The 24,510-nt window shown below is 44.9% G+C and carries 24 protein-coding genes; 16 read left to right on the top strand and 8 right to left on the bottom strand.

From position 1 onward, the window contains the following. Window positions 1–196 precede the first annotated feature (196 nt). From N824_RS25950 to N824_RS26020, 14 genes are all read left to right on the top strand, one after another. A complete protein-coding gene (locus tag N824_RS25950) occupies window positions 197–553 on the top strand; it encodes a helix-turn-helix domain-containing protein (RefSeq protein ID WP_048908025.1) in 357 nt (118 codons plus the stop codon). 220 nt (window positions 554–773) lie between these two features. Then, a complete protein-coding gene (locus N824_RS25955; protein ID WP_048908026.1) occupies window positions 774–1,634 on the top strand; it encodes an RteC domain-containing protein in 861 nt (286 codons plus the stop codon). Between the two features lie 658 nt (window positions 1,635–2,292). Next, complete coding sequence (locus N824_RS31085; protein WP_235207337.1) at window positions 2,293–2,568, top strand: DUF4134 domain-containing protein; 276 nt, start codon at window positions 2,293–2,295, stop codon at window positions 2,566–2,568. Then, entirely contained in the window at window positions 2,565–2,900 is a 336-nt protein-coding gene (locus N824_RS25965; protein WP_048908027.1) for a DUF4133 domain-containing protein, read from the top strand. Before N824_RS31085 ends, N824_RS25965 begins: the two co-directional genes overlap by 4 nt. After that, window positions 2,885–5,353 (top strand): TraG family conjugative transposon ATPase, encoded by a 2,469-nt coding sequence (locus N824_RS25970; protein ID WP_048908028.1) that lies wholly within the window; start codon window positions 2,885–2,887, stop codon window positions 5,351–5,353. The genes N824_RS25965 and N824_RS25970 overlap by 16 nt, the downstream gene beginning before the upstream one ends. A 15-nt stretch (window positions 5,354–5,368) precedes the next feature. Beyond that, window positions 5,369–5,785 (top strand): hypothetical protein, encoded by a 417-nt coding sequence (locus N824_RS25975; protein ID WP_152542465.1) that lies wholly within the window; start codon window positions 5,369–5,371, stop codon window positions 5,783–5,785. 13 nt (window positions 5,786–5,798) lie between these two features. Continuing rightward, window positions 5,799–6,572, top strand: a complete 774-nt coding sequence (locus tag N824_RS25980; protein WP_306413936.1) for a conjugal transfer protein TraI — start codon at window positions 5,799–5,801, stop codon at window positions 6,570–6,572. Between the two features lie 28 nt (window positions 6,573–6,600). Further along, window positions 6,601–7,203, top strand: a complete 603-nt coding sequence (locus tag N824_RS25985; RefSeq protein WP_152542466.1) for a hypothetical protein — start codon at window positions 6,601–6,603, stop codon at window positions 7,201–7,203. After that, window positions 7,190–7,834 (top strand): hypothetical protein, encoded by a 645-nt coding sequence (locus tag N824_RS25990; RefSeq protein ID WP_052334272.1) that lies wholly within the window; start codon window positions 7,190–7,192, stop codon window positions 7,832–7,834. Before N824_RS25985 ends, N824_RS25990 begins: the two co-directional genes overlap by 14 nt. Before the next feature lie 10 nt (window positions 7,835–7,844). Further along, window positions 7,845–9,029, top strand: coding sequence for a conjugative transposon protein TraJ (gene traJ, locus N824_RS25995; protein WP_084498479.1), 1,185 nt, complete (start codon window positions 7,845–7,847; stop codon window positions 9,027–9,029). 11 nt (window positions 9,030–9,040) lie between these two features. After that, window positions 9,041–9,676, top strand: coding sequence for a conjugative transposon protein TraK (gene traK / locus N824_RS26000; RefSeq protein WP_048908031.1), 636 nt, complete (start codon window positions 9,041–9,043; stop codon window positions 9,674–9,676). A 303-nt stretch (window positions 9,677–9,979) separates the two neighbouring features. Further along, window positions 9,980–10,978: a conjugative transposon protein TraM gene (traM, locus tag N824_RS26010; RefSeq protein WP_235207309.1), complete on the top strand. Its 999-nt coding sequence runs from the start codon at window positions 9,980–9,982 to the stop codon at window positions 10,976–10,978. A 28-nt stretch (window positions 10,979–11,006) separates the two neighbouring features. Then, window positions 11,007–11,765, top strand: a complete 759-nt coding sequence (locus N824_RS26015; RefSeq protein ID WP_048908034.1) for a hypothetical protein — start codon at window positions 11,007–11,009, stop codon at window positions 11,763–11,765. A 65-nt stretch (window positions 11,766–11,830) separates the two neighbouring features. After that, window positions 11,831–12,007 carry a hypothetical protein gene (locus tag N824_RS26020; RefSeq protein WP_048908035.1) on the top strand — a complete coding sequence of 59 codons (177 nt, stop codon included), beginning with the start codon at window positions 11,831–11,833 and terminating at the stop codon, window positions 12,005–12,007. A gap of 413 nt (window positions 12,008–12,420) precedes the next feature. Here N824_RS26020 and N824_RS26025 read toward each other — a convergent pair whose 3' ends face one another. From N824_RS26025 to N824_RS26055, 7 genes are all read right to left on the bottom strand, one after another. After that, window positions 12,421–13,716 (bottom strand): PAS domain-containing sensor histidine kinase, encoded by a 1,296-nt coding sequence (locus N824_RS26025; protein ID WP_048908036.1) that lies wholly within the window; start codon window positions 13,714–13,716, stop codon window positions 12,421–12,423. Beyond that, a complete protein-coding gene (locus N824_RS26030) occupies window positions 13,700–15,076 on the bottom strand; it encodes a sigma-54 dependent transcriptional regulator (protein WP_048908037.1) in 1,377 nt (458 codons plus the stop codon). Before N824_RS26030 ends, N824_RS26025 begins: the two co-directional genes overlap by 17 nt. Window positions 15,077–15,094: 18 nt before the next feature. Then, window positions 15,095–16,261 carry an ABC transporter permease gene (locus N824_RS26035; RefSeq protein ID WP_048908038.1) on the bottom strand — a complete coding sequence of 389 codons (1,167 nt, stop codon included), beginning with the start codon at window positions 16,259–16,261 and terminating at the stop codon, window positions 15,095–15,097. Beyond that, window positions 16,258–17,505, bottom strand: coding sequence for an ABC transporter permease (locus tag N824_RS26040; protein ID WP_048908039.1), 1,248 nt, complete (start codon window positions 17,503–17,505; stop codon window positions 16,258–16,260). The genes N824_RS26035 and N824_RS26040 overlap by 4 nt, the downstream gene beginning before the upstream one ends. Before the next feature lie 21 nt (window positions 17,506–17,526). Then, a complete protein-coding gene (locus N824_RS26045; protein WP_048908040.1) occupies window positions 17,527–18,195 on the bottom strand; it encodes an ABC transporter ATP-binding protein in 669 nt (222 codons plus the stop codon). Window positions 18,196–18,270: 75 nt separating this feature from the next. Continuing rightward, the gene (locus tag N824_RS26050) at window positions 18,271–19,722 is read right to left on the bottom strand and encodes a TolC family protein (protein ID WP_200869940.1); all 1,452 of its coding nucleotides are present in this window, start codon (window positions 19,720–19,722) and stop codon (window positions 18,271–18,273) included. A gap of 19 nt (window positions 19,723–19,741) precedes the next feature. Further along, window positions 19,742–20,986: an efflux RND transporter periplasmic adaptor subunit gene (locus tag N824_RS26055; protein ID WP_161662369.1), complete on the bottom strand. Its 1,245-nt coding sequence runs from the start codon at window positions 20,984–20,986 to the stop codon at window positions 19,742–19,744. Between the two features lie 351 nt (window positions 20,987–21,337). Between N824_RS26055 and N824_RS26060 the strand changes: the two genes are divergently transcribed. Then, complete coding sequence (locus tag N824_RS26060) at window positions 21,338–22,036, top strand: hypothetical protein (RefSeq protein WP_048908042.1); 699 nt, start codon at window positions 21,338–21,340, stop codon at window positions 22,034–22,036. 418 nt (window positions 22,037–22,454) lie between these two features. Here the strand turns inward: N824_RS26060 and N824_RS26065 are convergent, their stop codons facing one another. Next, entirely contained in the window at window positions 22,455–23,009 is a 555-nt protein-coding gene (locus N824_RS26065; RefSeq protein ID WP_048908043.1) for an RNA polymerase sigma factor, read from the bottom strand. Window positions 23,010–23,359: 350 nt separating this feature from the next. Between N824_RS26065 and N824_RS26070 the strand changes: the two genes are divergently transcribed. Continuing rightward, window positions 23,360–24,508 carry a FecR family protein gene (locus N824_RS26070; RefSeq protein ID WP_048908044.1) on the top strand — a complete coding sequence of 383 codons (1,149 nt, stop codon included), beginning with the start codon at window positions 23,360–23,362 and terminating at the stop codon, window positions 24,506–24,508. Window positions 24,509–24,510: the final 2 nt, after the last annotated feature.

The following is a 24,510-nucleotide window of genomic DNA, read 5'->3' on the forward strand; positions in this document are numbered from 1 at the left end:
GGGTATTAGTCTGCTGCCTTGCGTCAACGGCTTGAGATTGGGAGCCGCAAGACTCTTCGATATACCTATTTTTTACTAAGGTTTAATTCTTTGTTTATATCATAATACTAATATAATCAATATTTTAACACTTCCATATATCGAGGTGATAAAAATTTTATTTTTAGCTCTCTTGGCTGCTCAGAAGTAGCTGCAAATGGAGGAAATTATAACGATTGAAATGTCAGAGCTTGATTACAGATTGATTTTGCACATCAAATCGCTGCGAGAAGCTAAAAATATTTCTCAAGTAGCCTTGAGTCATAAGATGGGTCTTTCGTCAGGATTTATTGGCAAGGTTGAGCTACTTACTGCCCCGGATAAATACAGCATTCGTCACTTGAAACTGCTCGCAGACATATTTAAGTTTAGAAGTTTTTCTGAGCTGCTACCGAAAATTCCGGAAAACGACAAGATTAGACTTACGTTAAAGGTTTCATCGCAAACAAAAAAAGACGGAAGTCCCTCAAAGAAAAATTTTACCGAAGTCATTAAGATCGAACCGGTAAAATAAGCTATTCCTTTTTATATACTCATCATCATTTATAGGATGTAAGGATAAATCCTTACATATCACATTTAGGGGTTTATCCTTACAAATTTTTGTTTTGTGCTTATCATTTTTGAGCCTTAACAAAAAAGACACATATGGATAAAAGCTACTCTTTCCCGCAGATGTGAAATAAATAACAGCCAGTTAACCGGTGTTTGCGGAATTTATTTAATCATCCTCTATGAACTTTGAAATTTATGAAAAACTGCATGTCCAGTTTACTGATGCACTTGCAGATTTACCGCAGGAAAGCCTTACCCCAGTCAAATTACTTTCCGAGCAGCTGGCCATAAGCCAAGAATTCCTGAAAAAAATGCGAAAACTTGTGTCGGAGAATCCCTTCTCTGACGCCGACAAAGAAATCGACTTCTTCAAGCACATTAAACCTAAATTCTATGCCCAAAAAATATTCCAATTTGAATTATATGGTTTGGAAATGAACCAGCCGGTCGGGCCAAAAGACACACTACTTAGCTACTATAACAACGAACTGACCTACATTGCCCGGTTTCATAGTCTCCATGCATCAGCATACCAATATTACCGAACAGGTGGCAGTGAAATGGATCACTTGTATTTTGTTCGCGGGGCTAGGCCGCCTATCGTGCAAATCCCGGAAACGACAGACACAGACCCATTGTTTTCCACCCCGATGGACCACCTGTTCGCCCGGTTCATTGCTTATGAACTATTGCAGAAAGAAATCCTGGAGCGAATAGGCCAATTAGAAGGCGGGCGGCTTGCACCAGTTAGCCCGGCTCAGCACACAAAACGCGGGATCAAATGGACTGGCAAAATTGTCAACCTGAGTGAACTCATTTATGGACTCTTTTACACTGGACAACTTAACAACGGCAACGTTCAACTTTCCGAAATTGTAGCACTGTTCGAGCAGATGTTCCTGGTAAAGATCCGTGATGTGCACCATACATTCGGAGAAATCCGCGAGCGCAAGGTGACCAGTCCTTCTAAGTTTCTGGACTCAATGGCTGTTGCGATCCGTGACCGGGTGGATGAAGATCTGAGATATAAGCCAAGCTGATTTACACACCAACCCGTGGGTTTCTCTCCCCTTATGCTCCCAGCATGGGATCGGGGGAAACCTACTTAGGCAACCTTTGTCTGCCTTCAGCAATGGAGCTGCCGGTTTAAATCAAATGCTTATGTTATCAAATTTTAGTTGGCTGGAATATGCAGCTTTCATCGGGGTCTCCGTGCTTCTGTATTACGCGGTCATTCTGCTGGTGTATTACCGGAATGAGATGAAAGGCTTCCTTTCTTCACTCGCGAAGGGTCATCAGCCCGACATAATTCGTGTTTCGGATCAGGGTTTTGTGAACGCTGATCTGCTCGGAAAAGCTGCTCCCGAGGCTGGCATGAGCAGTCTGAGTATGGACGAACTGAATTTCGGCGGGAATGATCAGCTGCTCCAGGGCGAACTTGCAGACTGCATGCAGGAACTGAGTGATACTTTTTATTTGGCACTGGAAAAGAGCTGGGATAAAAAGAAGCTGTTTACCTCGCTTTCAGAGATTGCAGAATGTTATTCCTCAGTATTTGCTTCTCCCTTGCGGGCACAGGTTCTTGCCTACATTTCCGAGCAAGTTGGTACCAAGCTTGGAATAGGCTTTTCCAGCAATGAACTGGAAGTCGCTCTCTCGTCCGGGGTTCCCGGCTGGGGTAAAGCGCTTGGTGCAGGTATCGCGGTAATTTCCTTTTTTACCCAAATGGCCTCCGCCCAGGACGGAAACCAGGGGATAGCCGAAGCAACCAATAAAGTAGCCGGCTACTTTGACACCGGTACTGACCTGATGTATGCCATCGGTGCGATCATGGGACTGGTCGGGGCGGTAAAAGTGTATTCCAAGTGGAATGCGGGCGAACCGGATACCGCTAAAGTGGCTACGGCCTGGTTTGGCAGCTGTATTTTTCTGGTAGTAGTTGCTACTGTTCTTAAATCTTTCTTCGGGATATGAGCAGCGTGTATCAGATCAACAAAGGCGTGGGAAGGGCGATTGAGTTCCGCGGGTTAAAGGCACAGTACATCGGCTTCCTGGCCGGGGGACTGGTTGGCCTGCTGCTCGTGTTTGCAGCGTCGTATATCGCTGGGATTAACCTGTATTTGCTCATCATCCTGACCGTCGGACTAGGTTTTCTACTCTTCACGGCTGTCTTTCGTATGAGTGCTAAATACGGGCAGCATGGGCTTCTCAAAAAATTGGCCAGGCCGAATATTCCTTCCTGCCTGATCAGCCGACGCCGTCAATTATTCACTTTCTTAAAGCCTGAAGTATGTCTAAACCAATAGAATTTAGTCACATTTTCCCGATCTATAAAGTGGAGCATGGCGCCATTGTCTCCATGCAGGGAGATCTGACGATTGCTTTCCGGGTAGACCATGCAGGACTATTCACTTTGGGATCTGCCGAATATGAAGCGGCACACCAGGTCTGGATTAAGGCAATCAAGAGCCTGCCATTCAACACAGTGATACACAAACAGGACCGGTTTTTCAAAAACCACCACGTGGCTCATATTCATCCTGACCAGACCTTTCTGACCCGCTCCGGCGAATCGGAATTTAATGGCCTACCCTACCTTTCCCACAGCTGCCTGCTGATGCTGACCAAAAAAGCGGAAGACCGAAGGACAACAACAAGCGGCTACTCCGGGCTAATGCGCAAAAGCGTTGTTCCCGCCCAAACCCTGAGCCGGGCGATGTTTGCGGATTTTATGGAAAAAGTGAGCGCTTTTGAGCGGATACTTTCAGACAGCGGACTGTTCTCATTGCATATGCTGGGAGATGACAAGCTGGCTGGGACCGATGAAAGAGCTGGGATTATAGAAAGCTATTGCTATTTGCAGGGTGACGACTGCCGCCCTGTACTAAAGGACATTTCTTTATCAGATGGGATTAAGGTGGGATCTGACTATATGCAGCTGTTCACCCTGGCTGATGCCGAGCACTTGCCCTCGCTTGCTGGTAGCCGGGTGAACTATGACCGTTACAGCACCGATAAAAGCAAGTTCAGTGTAGGTTTCGCTGCTGTGTTAGGATTACTATTAGATTGCAATCACATCTATAACCAGTTTCTTTTCATTGGTGACCCGCTGAAAACGATCAAAGAGCTGGAAGCGAAAAAGCGACGACTGCATTCCCTTTCGGCTTATTCCAGGGCAAACGCAGTTTCGCGGGACGCAGTGAATGATTTCCTGCATGAGGCGGTGGGTGAAGGAAGATTACCAATCAAAGCGCACTTTAATGTGATGGCCTGGACGGAGGATAAAGCTGAATTACAGGAAATCCGCAATAAGGTTTCGTCAGCGATGGCCGCTATGGATGCCGTAGCTAAGCAGGAAACTGATGGTGCGGCGCAAATCTGGTGGGCGGGCATTCCAGGCAATGCCGGGGATTTCCCTGTTAATGAGACCTTTGACACCTTCCTGGAGCAGGCGAGTTGCTTTTTGAACATGGAAAGCTCGGCGGTGTCTGATCCCTCGGGCATCAGGTTTGGCGAACGTCATTCCGGCCGGCCGGTCTATCTTGACCTGTTTGACGGGCCAATGAAAAGCGGGCTGGTGACCAACCGCAATATGTTCATCTGCGGAGGAAGTGGCGCCGGTAAATCGCTGGCCATGAATCATATCCTGCGCTCGCTATATGACCAGGGGACACATTGCGTGACCATTGATATTGGTGGGAGTTATAAGGGATTATGTGATCTTCTGGGTGGCTATTACTTTACCTACTCAGAAAACGACCCGATCAAATTCAATCCTTTTTATATCGGGAAGGATGATGCGCTGGATATTGAAAAAAAAGAAAGCCTGAAAACTTTGCTTCTGGCGCTTTGGAAGAGGGAGGGAGAGAGTTTTTCACGCTCCGAGTACGTAGCGATTTCCGGCGCCATTACTTTGTATTACCAGCACCTGGAGGCTAATCTTCACTTGTTTCCCTGCTTCAATACCTTCTATGATTTCCTGATGCAGGAGTACCTGGAGGTAATGGAAAACGGAAAAGTAAAAGAAAAGGATTTTGATATACAGAACCTTTTGTATGTGCTGAACCCTTATTATAAGGGCGGGGAGTTCGACTTCCTGCTGAATGCAACTGAAAACCTTGACCTCTTAAACGAGCGCTTTATCGTCTTTGAGCTGGACAATTTAAAGGGGCACGAGGTGCTATTTCCAGCGGTTACGATTATCATTATGGAAATGTTCATTTCCAAGATGCGCAAGTTGAAAGGTCAGCGGAAGCTGCTGGCCATTGATGAGGCCTGGATTGCCATTGCCAAAGCCGGTATGAGCTCCTTCATTAAATATCTCTATAAAACGGTTAGAAAGTTCAACGGGATCGCGGCACTGATCACCCAGGAGGTAGACGATTTGATCTCCTCACCTATCATTAAGGAAACGGTGATCAATTTGTCTGATACTAAAATTCTGCTGGACATGCGAAAGTTCATGAACAAATTTGACGGACTGCAGGCTACGCTGGGGTTATCAGATAAAGCCAAAACAATGCTGCTGTCGGTCAACAAATCAAACCAGGGTGGCCAGAATTACCGGGAGGTATTCATTGACCAGGGTGGCCAGAAGCTGGGCGTTTACCGCAACCAGCTCTGTTTGGAAGAATACCTCGCTTATACAACCGAGGAAACAGAAAAGCTTAAGGTCATTGCATATGCTGAAAAGTACGGCAGCATGGAAAAAGGAATTACTGTACTGGCTGAGGAGCTTCGCCGCAAGAAAGCGCCATGATTTAAATTTATGATGATGAAAGAAATAAAAAATTGGGCGTTTGACACAGTTCACGCTTTAAATGGCTTTGCTTTAGGTTGCCTGGCCCTGATACTGATGCTTGGCTCGTGCGGGCGCAGTCCGGAGTTTGCGATTACCGGAACCTATGTAAACCACGAGTCCGGGGAATACAGCATATCAAAAGATACATTGTTGATTCTGGCAGCCACTGGTGATGGAAATTATCAGCTGATCCGCAGGTCAGCTTTCCAGCGAATTCGTGAAGGGAAGCTGCAACCAGAGGAAATGAAAGTCCGGAATTTTACCGGCAGGTTTGATCCGCAGAAAGCAATTCTTGTACTGGATGGAGAGGATAAGCAGGTGAGGTTTTTTTCGGGTGGTAAAAGTCTGCTGCTGGCAAAGCGGGAATACCAGAAAGTCAATAATTTATAGGGGGACCCAGCGTATGAGAAAACGAATAATAACAGATAGTTCATGCTTACGGGAAAACATCCCCCGCAGAAAATCCGGGATCCTCTGGCATGGCGTAAAAACGGCCAAAGTCTACATGGTGGTGATGCCCCTCAGTCTGGTGGTCCTGCTGGTCTCTTTTCCCACCAAAAATGCAACCGCGCAAATCGCCATCGCAGAGGTGATTAAGGCCGGAGTGAAAAAAGTGATCAAGGCCGTTGATTTGCGGGTGCAGCGCTTGCAGAACGAAACGATCTGGCTTCAAAATGCACAAAAGGTGTTGGAAAATACTTTATCCAAACTGAAGCTAACCGAGATCGCCGACTGGAGCAGCCGCCAGAAAGAATTGTATGGAGAATATTTTGATGAGCTGGTTAGAGTGAAAGCTGTTATTACCTATTACCAGCGGATCAGGAATATCACCCAGCGCCAGGGAGACATCATCAAAGAATACCAGCATGCCAAAAACCTGTTCGCTCGGGACAAGCATTTCCGGCCGGATGAACTGCTCCTGATGGAAGAGGTGTACATCGGAATCCTGGATGCCAGCCTGAAGAACATCGATCAGCTATTATTGGTGGTGAATTCCTTTAAGGTGCAGATGAGCGATGCGAAACGCCTGGAGATCATCAATTCGGTAGCGATGCGCATGGAAGAAAACTATCAGGATCTCAGGCAGTACAATGCCTCCCAGGTTTCACTAAGCTTTTCCAGGGCGAAAGAAGCCGGAGACGTAAATATAGTGAGGAGGTTGTATGGGATCGAGTAAAAATTTTGCAGCATTGGCGCTGGTATTGGTGCTGTCTCTGGCGTCTGGCCTCTCTTATGGCCAGACCTGGGCAGAGCTATTCAGACAGAAAAAGACCCAGAAAGAATACCTGTTGAAACAGATCGCTGCCCTGCAGGTATATATCGGTTACGCTAAAAAGGGCTATGATATTGTCGACAACGGAATTCATCTGGCAAAGAATATTACTGCTGGTGAGTTCAGTCTGCACCGGAACTTTTTTACCTCTCTGGCCGCTGTCAACCCTTCCATAAAAGGAAGTGCGTTGGTGGGCGAGATACTGGATAGGGGTCTTTCGGTTGTTGCCATTCTGAAGAACTGGAAGGCTCCTCCGCTTAATGCCAATGACCGGGCTTTTGTTGGGCTGGTCAAGGCAAATGTTTTAACTGAATGTACAGCGGAGCTGGAAGAACTGCTGATGGTAATCACTTCAGGCAAGCTGAAAATGACCGACGATGAGCGCATCCAGCGGCTGGAAGTTCTTCGAATATCCATGGAAGACAAATACGGCTTTGCATTGTCCTTTACAGACGATTTTGACCGGCTGGTTTGGCAGCGGGAAAAGGACCAGCATTCCATTGATCAAATAAGGAGGTCGCATGGGATCGAGTAGATTAAGAATGATGGTTATGGCATTGTGCCTGTTATTCGGCTTTCGTTTTCATGTATCCGCTCAATCAACCGAGGTACAACAGCTATTGTTAAATGTAGAAAAGCTCTCGCAGTTCAAGAATATTTTGCGGGACATGAAGGCTGGTTACCAGATCATCAGCGCGGGTTATAATGCGGTTCGAGATATCTCTAAAGGCAACTTTTCCTTGCATGAGACTTTCCTTGACGGGCTGCTGGCCGTAAGCCCAGAGGTAAGAAAGTACCATAAAGTGGTAGGTATTGTTTCAGCACAAGGTCGGATTCTATCAGAGTATAAAGCGGCTTTTTCAGCTTTAAAATCTTCTGAGAAGTTTACCATTAAGGAGATTGATTATTTAAGCTCGGTTTATGGAAATCTAAGTAAGCAAAGCCTGGCGAACCTGGAAGCGCTACTGATGGTAATCACTGCAGGTCAGATGCGGATGTCTGATAATGAGCGGCTTGAGGCAATTGATGCGATCTATTCGGACATGCAGGAAAAGCTGCTGTTTTTGCGGCACTTCAATGCACAGGGAATCGGGATTGCCAGACAGCGCAAACTGGAGCGGAGTGATGTTTCCTCGATGGAGGATTTGTTTAATGTTCACCCTTGATTTCTTAATTATGAACAGATTTTTTAAAATTTTACCGCCTGTTTTTGTATTAATGCTGCTGGTATGTGCGCCGATGTTTTCCTTTGCGCAGGGCGGTTTAGCGGGAGAGATGAAAAGCATGCACCAGGTGCTGGATCAGGTTTACCAGGAGATGCTGCCATTGTGCAGCAAATTGATCGGTGTTGGACGTGGGCTGGCTGGACTTGCGGCGTTGCTTTATATCGCATCTCGGGTCTGGAAAAACATCGCCCAAGCCGAGCCGGTTGATTTTTACCCCCTGATGCGGCCGTTCGCATTGGGTCTTGCGATCCTGCTATTTCCTTCGCTGATTTCCCTGATGAACGGGGTGCTAAAACCTACGGTTACCGCGACTTCCGGGATGGTAAGGGATTCAGATCGGGCGATTGCGGTGCTCTTGAAGCAAAAGGAAAATGCTATTAAAAAGACAGACCAGTACCAGATGTATGTCGGAGTAGATGGTAGTGGGGATTCTGACCGCTGGTATAAATATACTCACCCGGAAGATCCGAACCGCGAAAACGAAGGAATACTGGACAGGCTGGCGCACGGGATAGATTTTGCGATGGCCAAGGCTTCCTATAATTTCCGCAATTCCATTAAGCAATGGATGAGCGAAGTGCTGCAGGTGGTGTATGCAGCAGCTTCTCTGTGCATCAATACGATCCGCACGTTTTATCTGATTATCCTGGCAATCCTTGGGCCAATGGTTTTAGCCTTCGCGGTGTTTGACGGCTTTGAGCATACGCTCACCGTCTGGATTGCCAGGTATGTGAACATTTTCCTTTGGCTACCCATTGCCAATATATTCGGGAGTATCATCGGAAAAGTGCAGGAGAATATGCTGCGCTATGATATTTCCCAGGTCAACCAGCAGGGGGACACTTTTTTTAGCGCGACCGATACGGCTTATTTGTGTTTTCTCATCATCGGGATCATCGGTTACTTCTCGGTGCCTACGGTAGCCAATTACCTCGTGCATGCCGGTGGCGGAAATTCCATCGTTTCCAAGGTGAATTCGCTGGTAGTTGGTGGTGCCAGTTCGGTCACAAGGGCGCTACCTGTCGCAGGCGGAATGGTTGCAGATGCGCTGGGTGACAACTCAAGGTCTTCTAAAGGAGGAAACGCCTCAGCCAGCAATGACTATTTCAAGAATAAACTCAAAAGTGATGACTAACCTATAAGCCTATGTTTACACAACTCAGAAATATAGATACAGCCTTCAGGCACATTAAGCTATTCAGTTACCTGCTGATTATCGCAAACGCATTCTGCATTTGCTTCGGAATTTATTACTGGTGCAGGCTGGTTGAGCAAAAGGATGAAAGGATTTACGTCCTGTATAACGGCAAGGTCTTGCAAGCCTTGTCTGCTGACCGCAAGAGCAATTTACCAGTACAGCTCCGTGATCATGTAAAGACTTTTCACCAGTACTTTTTTAATCTCAGTCCCGATGATAAAGCGATTAAGGCTTCAGTTTCCAAATCGCTGCTGCTTGCTGACCTGTCGGCTAAAAAGCAATACGATAACCTGGTAGAAAGCGGCTACTACAACAACCTGATCTCTGCCAGTATTTCCCAGGAAATCGAGGTAGACAGCACCATGCTGAATATTGATACTTATCCTTATACGTTTACCACGTACGCTACCCAGCGGCTGGTCCGGGCAAGCAGCACGGCTGTCCGTAAACTGGTGACCCGCGGACAGATCAGGGATTTGAAGACCCAGACCGATTATAACCCTCATGGATTTTTAATCCAGCACTGGGAAATACTGGAAAACAAAGATATACCTAACACTTATGGGAATGTGGCTGTTCAATAGAAAACAAGGACAGGCCTTGACAACTGGATTCGCTGGTAAAGTAACCTACGCCTGGAATGTTTTCCATGCCCACGTTGCCACCTGGTTGAATGCCAAAACCCAAGATTACTCGCCGATCAGGTGGCTATTACTGCTGGGTTGCTTTTGCCTTTTGGCAGGCAGTACCTGCATTTATTTAATTGTCTCATCCATTTATTAACAATAAAAAATATAAAGCTTATGAATACAACACATGATCCCGCCTTTTTGAAGCGACGAAAATTTTTAATAATTCTGCCCCTTCTGATAATGCCGTTTTTAACGATGGCTTTCGCTGCCCTGGGTGGTGGCTCAAAGCCCGCTGCAGCTGAAGTCCAGGTTAGCAAAGGCATAAATACGGCTTTACCTGATGCCCAATTAAAAGACGACAAAAAAGAACCTGATAAAATGAGCCTCTATGACCAGGCGCAGAAATTGCTAAAGGACTCTGCTGAAAACAAAGCGGCCACACTAGCAGCCGCTAATCGCGCAGGCAATCTGGCTACCGGACAAGCGGACGCGACCGAGGCAGAGATTAATTCCAAATTGGCCCAGATCAATGCCCAGGTAAAAGCACCTGTCGTGGCGCCTGCCCGTTCATTAGAAATTTCAAAATCTGAACCAGCCCCGGATCTTGCGCTCAATTCTGATGTAGCCAGGCTGGAAAGGCTGATGCAGAGTATGAAGGAACCCTCCGGGGAAGATCAGGAAATCCAGCAACTAGGATCATTGATGGATAAGATTCTGGCCATTCAGAATCCTGAATTGGTGAAATCGCCAGTTGCGAGTGATGAGGTGCCTGACAGTATATTCAGGGCAATCCCGGCGGCAGTTTCAGGACCGGTAAAAGTGAGACAAGGATCAGTAATAGAGCTCAGGTTGCTCGATTCGGCAACCGTCAGCGGGCAGTTTCTTCCGGCCGGCCATGCTGTTTTTGGAGTGGCCGATTTCAGTAACCAGCGGATTACCCTGGAGGTTGACAACATTCGTTTAGGGACATCTATTATCCCGGTATCGCTTTCTACCTACGACCGGCGTGACGGGATGCGGGGGATCAATGCACCTGAAGCTTTGTTATCTGAGGCGGTAGGTGCCGGATCAGTAGATGCGATGAGTAGTATCGGATTAACGGGTTTTGACCAAAACCTGGGCACACAAATCGCTGGTGCCGGTCTGAGTGCAGCGAAGGGCTTGCTGTCTAAAAAGATCAAAAGGTTAAAGCAGAAGTTGGATACAGGATACCCGGTCCTGCTACGGGATAATAGCAGAAAATTAAAAAAGTAGTTTAATTATTCATTTAAATTTTAAGATTATGAACGAGAACAATTTAGAGTTTTTAAAAAACAGCCTGGACCGTTTGGATTTCCCGGCAGAGGTGGGCAACAGATTGGCCAAAGAAGTGGAAACACAGAAGCCGGAGATTCAGTTGACCCATGAAGTCAACCGGAACAACGAGACGGTACAGTTTGACCTAAATTTCCGGAAGTCCAACACTTCGGATATGTATTTTTTTAATGGATACCAGGCAACTTTGAAAACCGGCCATGACGCGCAGGATAAAACCCAGGAATTCAGGATGCGCAGCGGCAACAATGTCGGTGCGGATGAGGCATTCAATCTGGTAGCCGGGCGTGCAGTACAGAAGTCGATGGTAAACGGTGACGGGGATGCCTACCAGGCCTGGCTGAAGGTTGATTTCTCCCAAAAGGACAACTATGGCAATCATAAGATGGATCAGTTTTCGGAGCGTTATGGTTATAACCTGGAAAAAGCCCTGGATAAGTTTCCAATTGCGGAGCTAGGCCGTCCTGAGGAAAGAAAAGATTTACTGGAGTCTCTAAAGGCCGGTAATTCTATCGCGGTCAGCTTTACCAAAGAGGGAAAGGAAGCGTTGCTGTTTGTGGAGGCTAACCCGCGCCTGCGCACGATCAACATTAAAGATGAAAAGGGCGTCTCAGTTCGCCGGGATCAGCTGGAGATAAAGGACAAAAGCCAGTCTGCTAAGATTGCAGAAAATAAGGGGCAGGATCAAAGCCAGAAAGCAGGTAAAAAACAGGGCTTGTCTGTCTAGGGTGAGTTGTATATCTTAGGAGGCATTCAAAAAAGACGTTTCAATTAAGAACAAACAGAAAGAATATGGAAAAATTTGAAAAAGTAAAAGAACTAATCGCCGACATTGAAAAAGATATGCCTAAATTTTATGATGCTGGTAATGGTGCTGCCGGCACCAGGATTCGTAAGGCGATGCAGGATCTAAAAGTGCTTGCCACTGATATCCGCAAAGAAGTTACCGAGAAAAAAAACAGCAAATAACAACTCATAATTGGGTGTTTTGAGAATTAAGCCCTGTCAAATTTGACAGGGCTTTTTAATGATTCAAGGCGGGATAGCATTAGGCGACATTGTTCCTTTCCCGTATATTTCGGGTAGGCTTTTAAGGCAAATATTATTATTGCCACTCATTCCAGTATGGTGATCACTATTTCGGGTGTCAACTTATCCCTGGAATAACGATTGTCGTGGCCTGTTTGTAAGGAGGCGGAAAAACATGAAAGTGAATGGGGAACAGGCTAGTAACGGATGGAATATTTTCCTACTTCCGAAATCCTTTGAATGTAGGGAAACTCTGATACTGCTCAGGGTGGAGGTTCTTCGATCCAAGTATTATTTCAATATGCGGCACCTCAAAAAATCAGGAATCTGGAAAGGATAAATTCTCCTATTTTTTAAAATATTATCTTAAACTCCGTCCATTCTCCGCTGCTTTGCAGGGAAAATTCAAAATTATGGTTATAGAGAATTTCCCTGGTTAACATCAGCCCTATTCCCTGACCGTTTTTTGTAGTGCTGAAAAACGGAGAAAAAAGTTTGCTGCTTACTTCCTTAGAAATTCCGGGTCCTGTATTACTGATGGAGATCGTCCGGGCAGAAGAGAAGGTTTGAACGCGTATGGTTCCGGAATGGTCAATCGCCTGTATGGCATTTTTGAGAATATTAATAAATACCTGTTCCAATTGCTGGTAATCTGCAAAGATTTCAAATGCCGGAGCATCCAGCTCCCATTGCCAGTTCACTTCTTTTTTACCCGCTTCAGGTTCCATCAATAAAACCACCGAGCGCAGGAGTTCGACCAATTCAACATCATGCCGGATGGGCTCAGGAACCCGGATGACCCTGGCAAAATTCGACATGAGCTCGCTTAAACTACTGTTTCGGGTAATAGAAACATTCATGGCTGCCTGGTAATCTTCCCTGTCTTCTGCGTTGAGCTGATCTTTATAATTCAGGCAGCTGTTCAGTATCGAGTTAACTGCGCCAATCGAATTGTTCACTTCATGTGACATCATCTTTATCACCTTTTCATAGGCATTTTTTTCCCTGACGTAGATTTCCCGGCTGAGTTCCTCAATGGTAATAAATGTCCGTGCATAGCCAAGGTCAGTGAAAGTCGACATGTGGCACTTATAGGATTTTAGACCGTCCAGATCGACAATCTTTGGCTGGTTAACTTCAAGGAGCGAAAGCTCATCTGCAAGTCTTCCGGTAATCTGGTCCAAGGATTTTCCAGAGATCGCATCTGCTGTCAACCCGATCATTTCAAGAGCCGCAGGGTTTATCGAAGTGATATTTCCATTAAAATCAAAAATGATGATCCCCGAGGGAGATGCATCAATCAACTTCCCCAGAAAAGAGCTTTTTTCGGCTTGCAGCAACCGCTCATGTCTCAACTGATCTATCATCATATTGTATACGTAAACCAGCTCATCTGTTTCCGGATGGCCTATATTGTTCAGTTTAGCGCTGAAGTCCTTGTCTTTCAAAGTTTCTATGCCCGAGGAAATGATATCAAAAGTTTTGCTTATCGATCTGTATAGCCAGTAAGACAAAATCATTGAGATAAAGACCAAGGCCTCTGCGATCAAAAACATATCTCTATCTGAGCTATAAAGTACCGCAAGCAGATAGATAAATACTCCATGAATCAAAATTGCCGACAGCAGAACTTTAGTTTTGAGTTTCATACGGGATATTGTATTTTTCAAGTTTGCGGTACAAGGTACCCCGGCTCATGCCCAATGCTTTGGCCACTCTGCTGATGTTATTCTGATGGAAAATCATGGCGTTCCTGATCATGGAAAGTTCCATTTCGTCAACTGAGACCGTTCCTACGGCCGGAAGTGTCATGGCAACATTAGACAGTCGCTGATGTTCCAGGTGCTGTTCAAAATCTTTTATTCCCAGTATATCCCTTTCGCTGAGCAACACAGTACGTTCGATCAGGTTTTTCAGCTCCCGGATATTTCCGGGAAGTGGTAATGATTCCAGCCAGTTTAAAGTTTTTTTATCAATCCGCAGCCCCGGCCTGTTATAAATCTCTTTTAGGTTCTTAAGAAAGTAACCCGCAAGGACCGGGATATCGGTTGCCCGTTCACGAAGCGGGGGAAGCCGGATGATGATCAGATTGATCCGATAGTACAGATCCTCCCGGAATTTATTGTCGGCAATCATTTCGCGCAGGTCCCGGTTGGTCGCACAAACTACCCGAAGGTCTACTGTCCGTGTCCGGCTATCGCCGAGCACCTCATATTTTCGGTCCTGCAAAACACGCAGCAGTTTTACCTGGCTGTTTAAATCCAGGTCGCCTATCTCATCCAGGAAGATCGTGCCTTTATCTGCCAGTTCAAAACGCCCCATCCTGTCGCTGCGCGCATCAGTAAATGCCCCTCGTTTATGTCCAAACATCTCACTTTCAAATAAACTGGAAGAAATCCCGCCAAGGTTTACCTTCACAAAAGACCTGTGTTTCCGAAGGCTGTTTTCGTGAATGGCCTCTGCAATCAGCTCCTTACCTGTACCACTTTCACCAATGATCAGCACGGAAACATCGGTACGGCTAACCCTGGCGATAGTTTGCAATACTTCTAAAAGCTGAGGATCTTCGCCTACGATATTCTCAAAGCCATATTTTTCATTAAGCTTTTTTCGTGTCAGCGCAGCAGGGCTTTCCTGATCAGCAGACAGATCCAGTGCGGTCCTAAGCGCAAGCATCAAATGGTCATTGTCCCAGGGCTTGTTGATAAAATCGGAGGCCCCGGCTTTCATGCCTTCAACCGCCAGCTTAATAGAGCCCCAGCCTGTCATTAAAATGACCGGCAATGAGGGGCTTAGCTTTTTGATTTGTTCAAGCATCACCAGACCATCCTCACCTGTGGTTTCCATAGAAAAATTCATGTCCAGCAGGACGGCATCTATGACTTTCTCCCTGAGGTGTTGCAATGCTTCTTCGGGATTGTTAGCTTTTATAGATTTAAACCCCTCCTGTTTCAAAAGAAGGCCCAGTGAAGCACATACAGCAATATCGTCATCAATAATCAGGATCATATCAGTTCATTAAAGGGTTTATTCTTCATGTAATGCATCGGATGGGTTGAGCCGGGCCGCTTTTAAACTTGGATAAAATGCACAGCTCAGCATCAGCAGGTATAAAAACAGAGCGGAAAAAAGAATACTCAAAATTCCATAGTATTCATTGGTATAGGGTTCGAAATATTGCATGATCAACATTTGAGCAGCAATCAATACGCCAGGCAAAATACCCAGTGTAGTCAGCACCATGGATTCTCCAAGAAACTGCATCAATATCTGCGATGGACTGGCGCCCATGATTACCCGCAAGCCAACCTCGGCCTTACGTTTGGAAAGGTTATAGCTGAACATCCCTGAAATTCCAAGAAATATGTTGACCAGCAAAAATATAAATACCACGAATGTTATGCTCAATTGAATATAGTCAATTTTGTGCGCGTACTTCTTGACCAGCGTTAGTGATATGTTTTGTTTGATCTGGATTTCCGCAGCACCAACCGAAGTTACCGATTTCCTGACTTTATCTTCGAGCAACTGAAAATTTTCCGTATTTTCTGATTTCAGCAGATATTTGCCAGCCGCAGTTTGGAGCGGCATGAAAAATCCAGGAGTAAGATTAGCAGAGGTATTTTCTCTGATCGCTTCCGAAATGCCGACGATCAGCGCTTTTTTGCCCCCTATCAGGATCGTTTTGCCAAGCGGACTGTCATTCTTAAAATCCCGTTCCGCAAGGTCCCTGGTAACCACCACTGGTATGGTATTTAATACATAGTCATTTGCAGTAAACCAACGCCCTTCAACTAAGCTGATGTCCATAACATCTTTATAGTGCTCATCCACTTCAAACTTCAGGGCCTTAATGATTTGTTTTTTGTAGGTGATCTTTTCCTCACTGCCCCATTGCTGGAAAGGAATGACCTGCGCCGCGCTGACCAATTCTACTTCCTTGATGGTCCGGAGCTTTTCCAGGATCAGATTATTGTATTCAGCTTTCTTGTCTTCTGGTACATTTTGAAAATCAGGTTCGACAAGCCAGACATCCTCATAATTATATCCAAGTGGCTGGAAATAGTTGCTAAACTTTTTCATGTTGAGGCCCATGACCAGAAACAGGGCCATAAAGGCCACGAATAACTGAAGGAATAAGAAAAAGTAGGTTTTCTTCCGCTTCAGGATCATTTTAAACAAATGCAGGATCATAAGTTATTTCCTCCTTTCAGTGCATAAATAACGTTCATGCGGGACATTTTCCAGGCTGGATAAACGCCGGAGATCAACCCCAGCAGCAGACAACTGAAAAGGCAGAAGCCAAACACCCGCCAGCTGATGATGAAACTGTCTGTTTCCATTTTGAAAAGCGGATCAAAAGTATTGATAAAATGTACCAGCAATTGCGAAGCATAAACAGACAAGCCAAGACCGATCATCCCGCCAATCAGGGTGATGATGATATTTTCAATGACCAGCTGCCCTACCAGGTCGCCCGAGGTTGCCCCGAAAGACTTCCGTACCCCGATCTCCTCTGCCCGCTCCCCGATACGGGTCACGTTAAGGTTAATCAGACTGATTGCGGGAATAAGCATGAAAAGCGTCAGGATGATAAAAACTATCATTGCCGTTTTTCCATATTGCGGTTCAGCATCATCGGCCGAGGTGCTTTTTGAAAATTGCTCCAAAGCTGTAAAGGCATGCGCTTTTACAGAATCTGCTTCTGAAAAAGTATATTTCCTCAGGTTGTTTCGCAGCTCAGCACGTACTTTTCGCAGATCGGTTGTTTTGGCCAAAAGCAGCGCACTGTAAGAACCTTCAATTGCTTTATTCTTACGTTGAATATTGGCATCCGTAGTGTAGGGTACATAAACATCTGCATAAACCCTGCTGAACGGTGTAGCAGATTTGACCACACCGATTACTTTATAAGATAAACCCATTATAGCGATGTCCTTACCCAGGGCTTCCTTTTCATTAAAGAAATAAGACTTTGTTTTTTCATTGATTACAGCCACTCTTGTGCCTTTTTTAACTTCCTCAGAACGAAAAGGCTTCCCTTCGGTAAATTCAAAGTCGGTGATCTTCCAAAAATTGCCGTCGGTAAAAGTCAGCATGTGTCCGGCAGTTTTTCCGTTAAGAGTCGAAATGAACCCGGTGCCAGAAAAATAGGAAATAGCTTCTGTACTCTCCAGATTGCCTATGTTCTTTTGCAGGAAATTGATGCTGGGTCCTGCATTGTTCTTTTTACCATCCTTATAAATGGAGAGCTTGTCCAGTATCAGGGTCCGGTCCCGGTTAACCTCCGGCTTGTTTGCACTGACGATCTGATCGATAAACGAGGCGAATATCACAATGATCATGATGGTAAGGCTTATGCCTATCAGCGTGAGTGCAGTATAATACTTCTTGCGGAGCATTATTTTAAATGTGAGTTTGATATAATTCTTGAGCATGATAATGAGTTTAAACCGGGGTTAACTGACCTGCTGGCCGTCAAAGAAGTGAATGATCCGCTGTGTCTTTTTAGCCATGTGTGCATCATGGGTCACCATGACGATGGTCGTCCCGTCTGTTTTATTCAGGTGCAGCATTAAATTCATGACCTCATCTCCCATAGCACTGTCCAGGTTCCCGGTAGGCTCATCGGCAAGCAGGATTTCCGGGTTGCCAATGATGGCGCGTGCAATGGCCACCCGCTGACGCTGACCGCCGGAAAGCTGATTGGGATAATGTTTTGTTCTTGCACCAAGACCTACTTTTCCCAGGGCTTCCATCGCCCTTTTACGTCTTTCAGCTCCGGAAATACCACTGCGGTAGAGCAAAGGCAGTTCCACATTGTCTATTACCGAAAGGTCGTTGATCAGGTGATAGCTTTGAAAGATAAATCCAAGCTTGAGGTTTCTGAATACGGCCAGCTTTTTACGGCTAAGGGAGGTTACAGCCTGATTGTCGATATTGATCATGCCCCCGGTAGGAGCATCCAATAAACCGATGATATTGAGCAGGGTACTTTTACCGCAACCTGAAGGGCCCATAATGGCCACAAACTCTCCTTTGTCAATATTGATGTTGATCTTGTTGAGGGCAGTTGTTTCAATCGTATTGGTACGGTAAATTTTTTCTATGTCTGTTAATTTTATCATTTCTGTCTGGCTTATGTTTCTAAATTAAGGTTTTCATATTTGTAGTTTTTGGGTATTTATATGGATTGGTTTAAATCAGATTTTTGTATTGGTCGTAAAATCATAAAGCGTCAGCACCCGGAGATTAAAGAAGGCATTCCAAAAGCTCTTTAAAGAAAAGATATAATCACGGCGCGCCTGGTCCTTTTCCTGTAATGCGATGTTGAGATCGGTGATGCTCAGGTCATTCAAAAAGTACCGCTTTTTTGCAATTTCAAAACGCTGACTCGCCGTAACGTCGGCCTCTGCATTGGTCTTCATCTGATCCTGGATCATCGACAATTGTCTGAGTGTGGTATAAATCTCCTGCTCAAAATTGATCCGGGCCTGTTTTACCCTGGCTTCTACGAGCTTGCGGTTTGACTGTGCCGTTTTGATCTTTGAGGCCGAGCGGCCCCAGTCAAGGATGGGGACCTGAAACCCCAGCCGTATTTCCTGCTGGTCTCTGGCATCGGCATAGATCCCCGGCAGCCGGTCAGCCACGTTGGTGAGTCCAAAAGTCCCGAACAGGTTGACTTTAAGCCCATTCTCTCCTTTTGCTTTTGCTACTTCTTTATCTGCTTCCAGCAAGGCCCTTTTAAATTCTATGGCCTGCTGACGGTTATTCCTTGCCTGCTCAACTGCTACTTCCTTATCAATTTTGAAAGTCAGCAGCTCTTCCGGAAGGATAAGCTGAATCTGGTTAGTTTCTGAAAAACCGATAAAGGATTTTAACTGGAGATCGGCAGTTTCAGCATCTACATTGGCCTGTGCCATGGCTTTATGAGCATTCAGGACACCGAGTTTTAAGCGCAGCAGTTCATCTTTTGATAGTCGTCCCAGTGCGGCTTTACCCTCGCCGATCCTGTATATGGTCTCGTTGTTGGACAGGTTTTTGGCCGCGATATCCCGGTTGATTTGTGCGATCAGCAGGCTGAAAAAAAGTTCCGAAGCATCGCGTCCCACCAGTTCCATGTCCTCTTTATATTTCTTCTGTGATTCTTCATATCGCAAAGGCTCGATCTTTTTATCCCAGGCCAGGGCGTTGAATGCAAACAAAGGCTGGTTCAGGCCAATCACCAATGGGTTTCCATTGTACCGGGTCTGCCTGCGGTCGAAATCTGAAAACCTGAGTACATTCGACCCAAGAAACACCTGACCGCCTGTCAAACCGATATTTTGTGTCAATCCTAAATTCAACTGTGAATTGTCATTGGTCACCGGTTTAAATTCTACTGTTCCGTCTGGCTGGATCACCGGGATATTGGTTTTACTGAACTGGGGCAAGGTGCCATCCAGGCTCAGTTGAGGGCTATAATTGGACTTAAAGGTCTTATACTGCCAGTATTGGTTTTCACGTATGGTAGCCGCCTGGACCGCAGCAGTAGAGTGTGCCCTGGCTATATCAATTACTTCAGTCAGCTTTAGTTTAACAGTATCCTGAAGACTCTGGCCCATCACTGTTGCAGGCAAAAATAAACCGGCGATAATTATCATTGATTTGATCATGGTTTTCTTTTATCTATGTCTATTTAACCCTGACCTTTTCCAGATGGATAAAATCCTGCATATCTGAGGTGATCACACTTTCTCCCGGCTGGATACCGGACGATATTTCGATGAAATCGGAATTGCTTTCTCCGGTTTTTATTTTTCGCCGTATCGCTTCATTGCCCTTGAGGACAAAAATCTGCTGTTCCTCGGAACCGTTAAAGGCCGGGCCGTTCTTTATTCTTATTGTCCGTTCCTTATAGGAAGTGATGACGAAAACATCAACCTTCAGATTGGTCCGCAGCAGTTTTGAGTTCTTGTCACTCAAACTGACAGAAAACTTTACCGTACCATTTTCAACTGCCGGCTGTACATTACTGATATTGCCGCGGAGATCTGTTTTGTTGATCCTGATCATGGCGGTTCTGCCAGCTTTTACCTCGTCCGCATAGGTATCGGAAATACTGGCCTCCACTTTAAAACTGCTCAAATCAGCAATGCGCACAAGCTCTTCGCCTTCGCTGATTTCTGCACCGATTTTGCTGTTTACCCAGGTGATCACCCCCTTTCTTGGCGAAGAAATTGCGGCGCCCTTCAGTTTATCGCTAATCCCTTTAATGTCTTTTTCACGAATGTTGATTTCATAACCCAGACTTTTCAGGTTGGCTTTCATCATCGCCTTCTGGTTTTCAATCTGTTTTTTGATCTGGGTCAGTTCCAGTTTGGCAACATTCAGGGTCAAACGGGCCTGCTTTACGTTCTCCTGGGTACTCCCGCCAATGTCCAGGAGTGATTGTTCATGTTCCAAAGCCGTCTCCAGGCTATTGATCTTCATCTCTTTGATGGCATATTGTGTTTTGAGTTCGTCAAGGCTTTTCTCCAGTTCCAATGACAGCTGATATATTTTGTTGCGGTTCACATGCTGCTCCTCGTTCAGCTTTTCAAAAGCCAGCAAAGAAGATTCCTTGTTCAGGCGTAAAATTGACTGACCGGCAAGAACTTTTTCACCGGCATTAAACATCACTTGTTCAATCTTTGCATTTACTGGCGAACTGATGGTTAGCTCGTACTCTGGCATAACGATCCCTGAGGCTGGGACCGTTGCTTCTATTACGCCAGATTCTGCAATTGAAGTTTTAAAATCGCTGCGATTTACAGCAGGTTCTACCATTCCTTTGAAGTAAATAAATCCAAAAGTAGCAGTAGCTACTCCCAGTAGTAGAATGAGGTATATTTTGGCTCTTCGCCTGGCTTGCTGTTGAACTGAAATTTCACGGTCCATATTTATCATTGATTTGCATCCTGTATTTCAATGCAAATGCCAGAAATAAACAACTGATTATAAGCTAATTATAATTAAGAGCTAGGATTCAATTGTCTCATTATGGACAGTATGTTTTAAAGTGGACAAGGAAGAATTCTCCTAAAGCCTGCCGGTGGAGCACAACCCTACCGTGCTGCAGATCCGACAGAATCGGGTTATTTTATGATGAACAAGCCAATAGAAGTGAATGCTGATGAGGCGGCATTTTCCCACATACCGAGATGTTCAGAGATAGATTTACATTGCAAAACCCCCGGGTACACTACCGTATTCTAAAATTTAAAGTAGATTGGCCGGAAAACAAGAACCATGAAGCAAACATTCCTAATTGTCGCCTATAGCCTGATCGTATTATTGGCTCTCTCAACCGCGGCGATCAGCGTAGTTCAGCTCCCTTCTTTTATTAAAGAGTTTGACCTTACAACAGCCCATGCTGCAAATATTGGCACAGCACTGAGCGGAATTACCACACCCTTTTTTACAGCTATATCATCGGTTCTAATCTTCTTTGCCCTAATTAAACAGATTGAATCAAACAAAGACCAAAGATCAAAATCCGATGGCGACATGGTGTTTATGTTGTTAAACCAGCTTGATCTGGACGTTGAAAACTTTTCTTATCAGGCAGCAAGGCAGGGTGGCGAACCACAGATTTCAACAGGATACTATGCCTTATTAAACATGGCCAGAGGCTTACGCTTTGACCTTAACAACACGGAAGCACAGTTCTTTAAAACCATTCATGGATCCAAAATCATCTTGATGGCCAAGTCTTTTGAAATGATTGAGAAACGCATTGAAAAGAGCAATTTTACAGCAGATGACAAGGATTTCTTCCGTTTCAAGCTTTACAGCTTTTATCACACTAAACTGAGAAACTCGCTTCGCTATCTTATTGAGAATAATAATTTTCAGGATAAAACGAGCATTGAACCCGTGGCATACATTTTATCCTTCTACAATGCTGCGAATACAAAGGCTTCCCAGTATATCGGTGAAATTAATTAATCCGTCAGACCAACTAAATATCAGCAGTTTTTGATGCGACATACTATTACTTACCCGCACTGCGGAATCACGCAATACACACAGTTCAATGCCGGGAACCTTTCCCGTATACTCCTATGGGAGAACCTCTGGTTTCGCAGGCCGCAAATGCGGCGGTACTCCAGCAAATGACACAATACGAAAGCAGAATAAAGACTGAAATCGCTGCTATGAAAAACGACTATGAGTGCTTTTCATCAAGTTGTTCTAAGTCATTTATACTTAATGAAAGTCAGAAAAAAAACTGAGGCCAAAGGCACTTTGAATATTCAATTATAGAGAGGCGCTTTGGATATACCGACCTGGCTCTTAATAGCCGCATCTACCATGGACGATCTTGCATAAAAACCAAATGCGCCCGGAGAAAAGGCAGCCGGGTCTATAACAAATGAATGAACAAAAACAGTAAAATGTAATTTACCAGATATTCTTTGAGTGAGACACGCAGTTTTCCCAAAGCTCTTCGCATATGCTGCTCAACAGTATTTTCAGAGATGTTCAACGCCGAGGCAATCTCCTTATTCGATAGGTTGTTTTTTCGGCTCATTATAAAGACCTGCTGGCATTTCTCGGGCAGCTGTTCTACCGCATTTTCGAGATCTTTTTCCAGATTCTTACTTTCCAGGTTTTCAACCAATGAGTTATCATCCTCGACAAAATTAGCAAAGACATAAGTTTCATACTTTTGTCGGACCAATAGACTGCGATGATAGTTTAGAACCTGATTTTTCAAAACAACATACAGGTACGGAAAAACCGGTGTATTCGCTTCAATATTCTCTTTTCGCTGATATAATTTTAAAAACGAGTTTTGAACCAGCTCCTGCGCATCGTCTCTGTTATTGGTTTTCTTTACGGCAACACTCAGCAACTTCAATGCATATTTGGTGTAAAGCGCTGAAAAAGCATCATCACTACCGCTTTTCCAAAGCAATATCAGCTCCTCGTCGCTATGTTGTTCAATTGGTTTAATGGTTTATTTGGTTATGGTAGATAAAAGTATAGGTTATTTCACTTATAATCAAGATATAATAAATTTTCTTTTCCATTCAGGTGCAACGGTCATCACGGTGCCCAACTGACTCCTGTGCCATAGCCTTCCAAGCAAACACAAAAGAACGGATTGGCGTCAAGGTATAATCCGATGTAAAAAATGTAAATCACAACATTTAAAAAATATTTATCACCTGAGTAACGGCTAGTGCCTAGATGGGTGTCTTAATAAAACAGGGCACTTTAAAATAAGACTTGGAGTCCGGGGAAGAACACCTTATATAAAACCGAATGAATAAAGAATATCTGGCACGCCTTCTAGAATTGCACCAAAGAAACGAACTGTCTGAAAAGCAATCCGAAGAACTCGATAAATGGTTTCAATCTTTAGATAACGGTAAAAACTTAGATTCGTGGATATCAGAAGCCGGAGGCAAGGAAGAGCTGTCAGCGGAACTTTATCGGGATTTCAGTGCCAATTACAATGAGGCCAGGCCAACCAGAAGGACTTTGGTTTTGAGATACATTTCAATTGCAGCAACAATCATAATGGTCTTTTCTGTAAGCTTATATTTCATCGGTAAGCAACAGCCGGAGGCGACTATTCTCAGTAAAAGCAGAACAAGCGTGCTGCCGATAATGCCGGGGAAAAACCAAGCGATCCTTACCCTAGCAAATGGAACACAAATCAATTTAAATGATCATAAAACTGGTGCGTTAATAAGCGGGGAAGATTTGGCGATTACCAAAACAAGCGACGGCGAGTTGGTTTACAAAGCCGGTTCACTGGAAGCGGAAAAAGCTGAATTTAATACCATTTCTACACCACAAGGCGGGCAATACCAGGTCGCACTGAGTGATGGTACACATGTGTGGCTTAACGCAGCGTCGACTTTAAAGTATCCAACCAGGTTTTCAGGTGGCAAACGAGAGGTTGAACTGTCGGGGGAAGGATATTTTGAGGTCGCCCACAATCCAGAAAAACCATTCAGGGTAATCAGCAAGAAACAAACCATCACTGTCTTAGGAACCCATTTCAACATCAACTCTTACAATGACGAACCTTTTGCGAAAACAACGCTGTTGGAAGGAAGTGTAATGGTTGCAGACAAAAGCAGCGAACGGACCAGCCTATTGAAACCAGGCCAACAGGCGATTTTGGATGAGTTTGACCTGAAAGTGAAATCCGTAGATATCAGAGCAGCGGTCGCCTGGAAAAACGGCTTTTTCCGGTTTCAAAATGAAGAGCTTAAGGTCATCATGAATCAAATAGCCAGGTGGTACAATGTTGAAATTAGCTACAAAGATAACTTTGATGCAATGCGTTTTAGCGGTTACATCTCCAGGGACAAAAGTATCCATCAAATACTTGAGCTATTAGGGTTAACTAAGAGCGTTAAGTTTAAAATAGAAGGGAGGAAAATTATTGTTATGAAATAAAT

Source organism: Pedobacter sp. V48 (assembly GCF_000523515.1).
GTDB lineage: Bacteria > Bacteroidota > Bacteroidia > Sphingobacteriales > Sphingobacteriaceae > Pedobacter.

What these genes read in the sequence shown, in the direction of transcription:
- N824_RS25950 (WP_048908025.1), top strand. Translation starts at nt 197, where the DNA reads ATGGAGGAAATTATAACGATTGAAATGTCAGAGCTTGATTACAGATTG.
- N824_RS25955 (WP_048908026.1), top strand. Translation starts at nt 774, where the DNA reads ATGAACTTTGAAATTTATGAAAAACTGCATGTCCAGTTTACTGATGCA.
- N824_RS25965 (WP_048908027.1), top strand. Translation starts at nt 2,565, where the DNA reads ATGAGCAGCGTGTATCAGATCAACAAAGGCGTGGGAAGGGCGATTGAG.
- N824_RS25970 (WP_048908028.1), top strand. Translation starts at nt 2,885, where the DNA reads ATGTCTAAACCAATAGAATTTAGTCACATTTTCCCGATCTATAAAGTG.
- N824_RS25975 (WP_152542465.1), top strand. Translation starts at nt 5,369, where the DNA reads ATGAAAGAAATAAAAAATTGGGCGTTTGACACAGTTCACGCTTTAAAT.
- N824_RS25980 (WP_306413936.1), top strand. Translation starts at nt 5,799, where the DNA reads ATGAGAAAACGAATAATAACAGATAGTTCATGCTTACGGGAAAACATC.
- N824_RS25990 (WP_052334272.1), top strand. Translation starts at nt 7,190, where the DNA reads ATGGGATCGAGTAGATTAAGAATGATGGTTATGGCATTGTGCCTGTTA.
- traJ (WP_084498479.1), top strand. Translation starts at nt 7,845, where the DNA reads ATGAACAGATTTTTTAAAATTTTACCGCCTGTTTTTGTATTAATGCTG.
- traK (WP_048908031.1), top strand. Translation starts at nt 9,041, where the DNA reads ATGTTTACACAACTCAGAAATATAGATACAGCCTTCAGGCACATTAAG.
- traM (WP_235207309.1), top strand. Translation starts at nt 9,980, where the DNA reads ATGGCTTTCGCTGCCCTGGGTGGTGGCTCAAAGCCCGCTGCAGCTGAA.
- N824_RS26015 (WP_048908034.1), top strand. Translation starts at nt 11,007, where the DNA reads ATGAACGAGAACAATTTAGAGTTTTTAAAAAACAGCCTGGACCGTTTG.
- N824_RS26020 (WP_048908035.1), top strand. Translation starts at nt 11,831, where the DNA reads ATGGAAAAATTTGAAAAAGTAAAAGAACTAATCGCCGACATTGAAAAA.
- N824_RS26025 (WP_048908036.1), bottom strand. Translation starts at nt 13,716, where the DNA reads ATGAAACTCAAAACTAAAGTTCTGCTGTCGGCAATTTTGATTCATGGA.
- N824_RS26030 (WP_048908037.1), bottom strand. Translation starts at nt 15,076, where the DNA reads ATGATCCTGATTATTGATGACGATATTGCTGTATGTGCTTCACTGGGC.
- N824_RS26035 (WP_048908038.1), bottom strand. Translation starts at nt 16,261, where the DNA reads ATGATCCTGCATTTGTTTAAAATGATCCTGAAGCGGAAGAAAACCTAC.
- N824_RS26040 (WP_048908039.1), bottom strand. Translation starts at nt 17,505, where the DNA reads ATGCTCAAGAATTATATCAAACTCACATTTAAAATAATGCTCCGCAAG.
- N824_RS26045 (WP_048908040.1), bottom strand. Translation starts at nt 18,195, where the DNA reads ATGATAAAATTAACAGACATAGAAAAAATTTACCGTACCAATACGATT.
- N824_RS26050 (WP_200869940.1), bottom strand. Translation starts at nt 19,722, where the DNA reads ATGATCAAATCAATGATAATTATCGCCGGTTTATTTTTGCCTGCAACA.
- N824_RS26055 (WP_161662369.1), bottom strand. Translation starts at nt 20,986, where the DNA reads ATGGACCGTGAAATTTCAGTTCAACAGCAAGCCAGGCGAAGAGCCAAA.
- N824_RS26060 (WP_048908042.1), top strand. Translation starts at nt 21,338, where the DNA reads ATGAAGCAAACATTCCTAATTGTCGCCTATAGCCTGATCGTATTATTG.
- N824_RS26070 (WP_048908044.1), top strand. Translation starts at nt 23,360, where the DNA reads ATGAATAAAGAATATCTGGCACGCCTTCTAGAATTGCACCAAAGAAAC.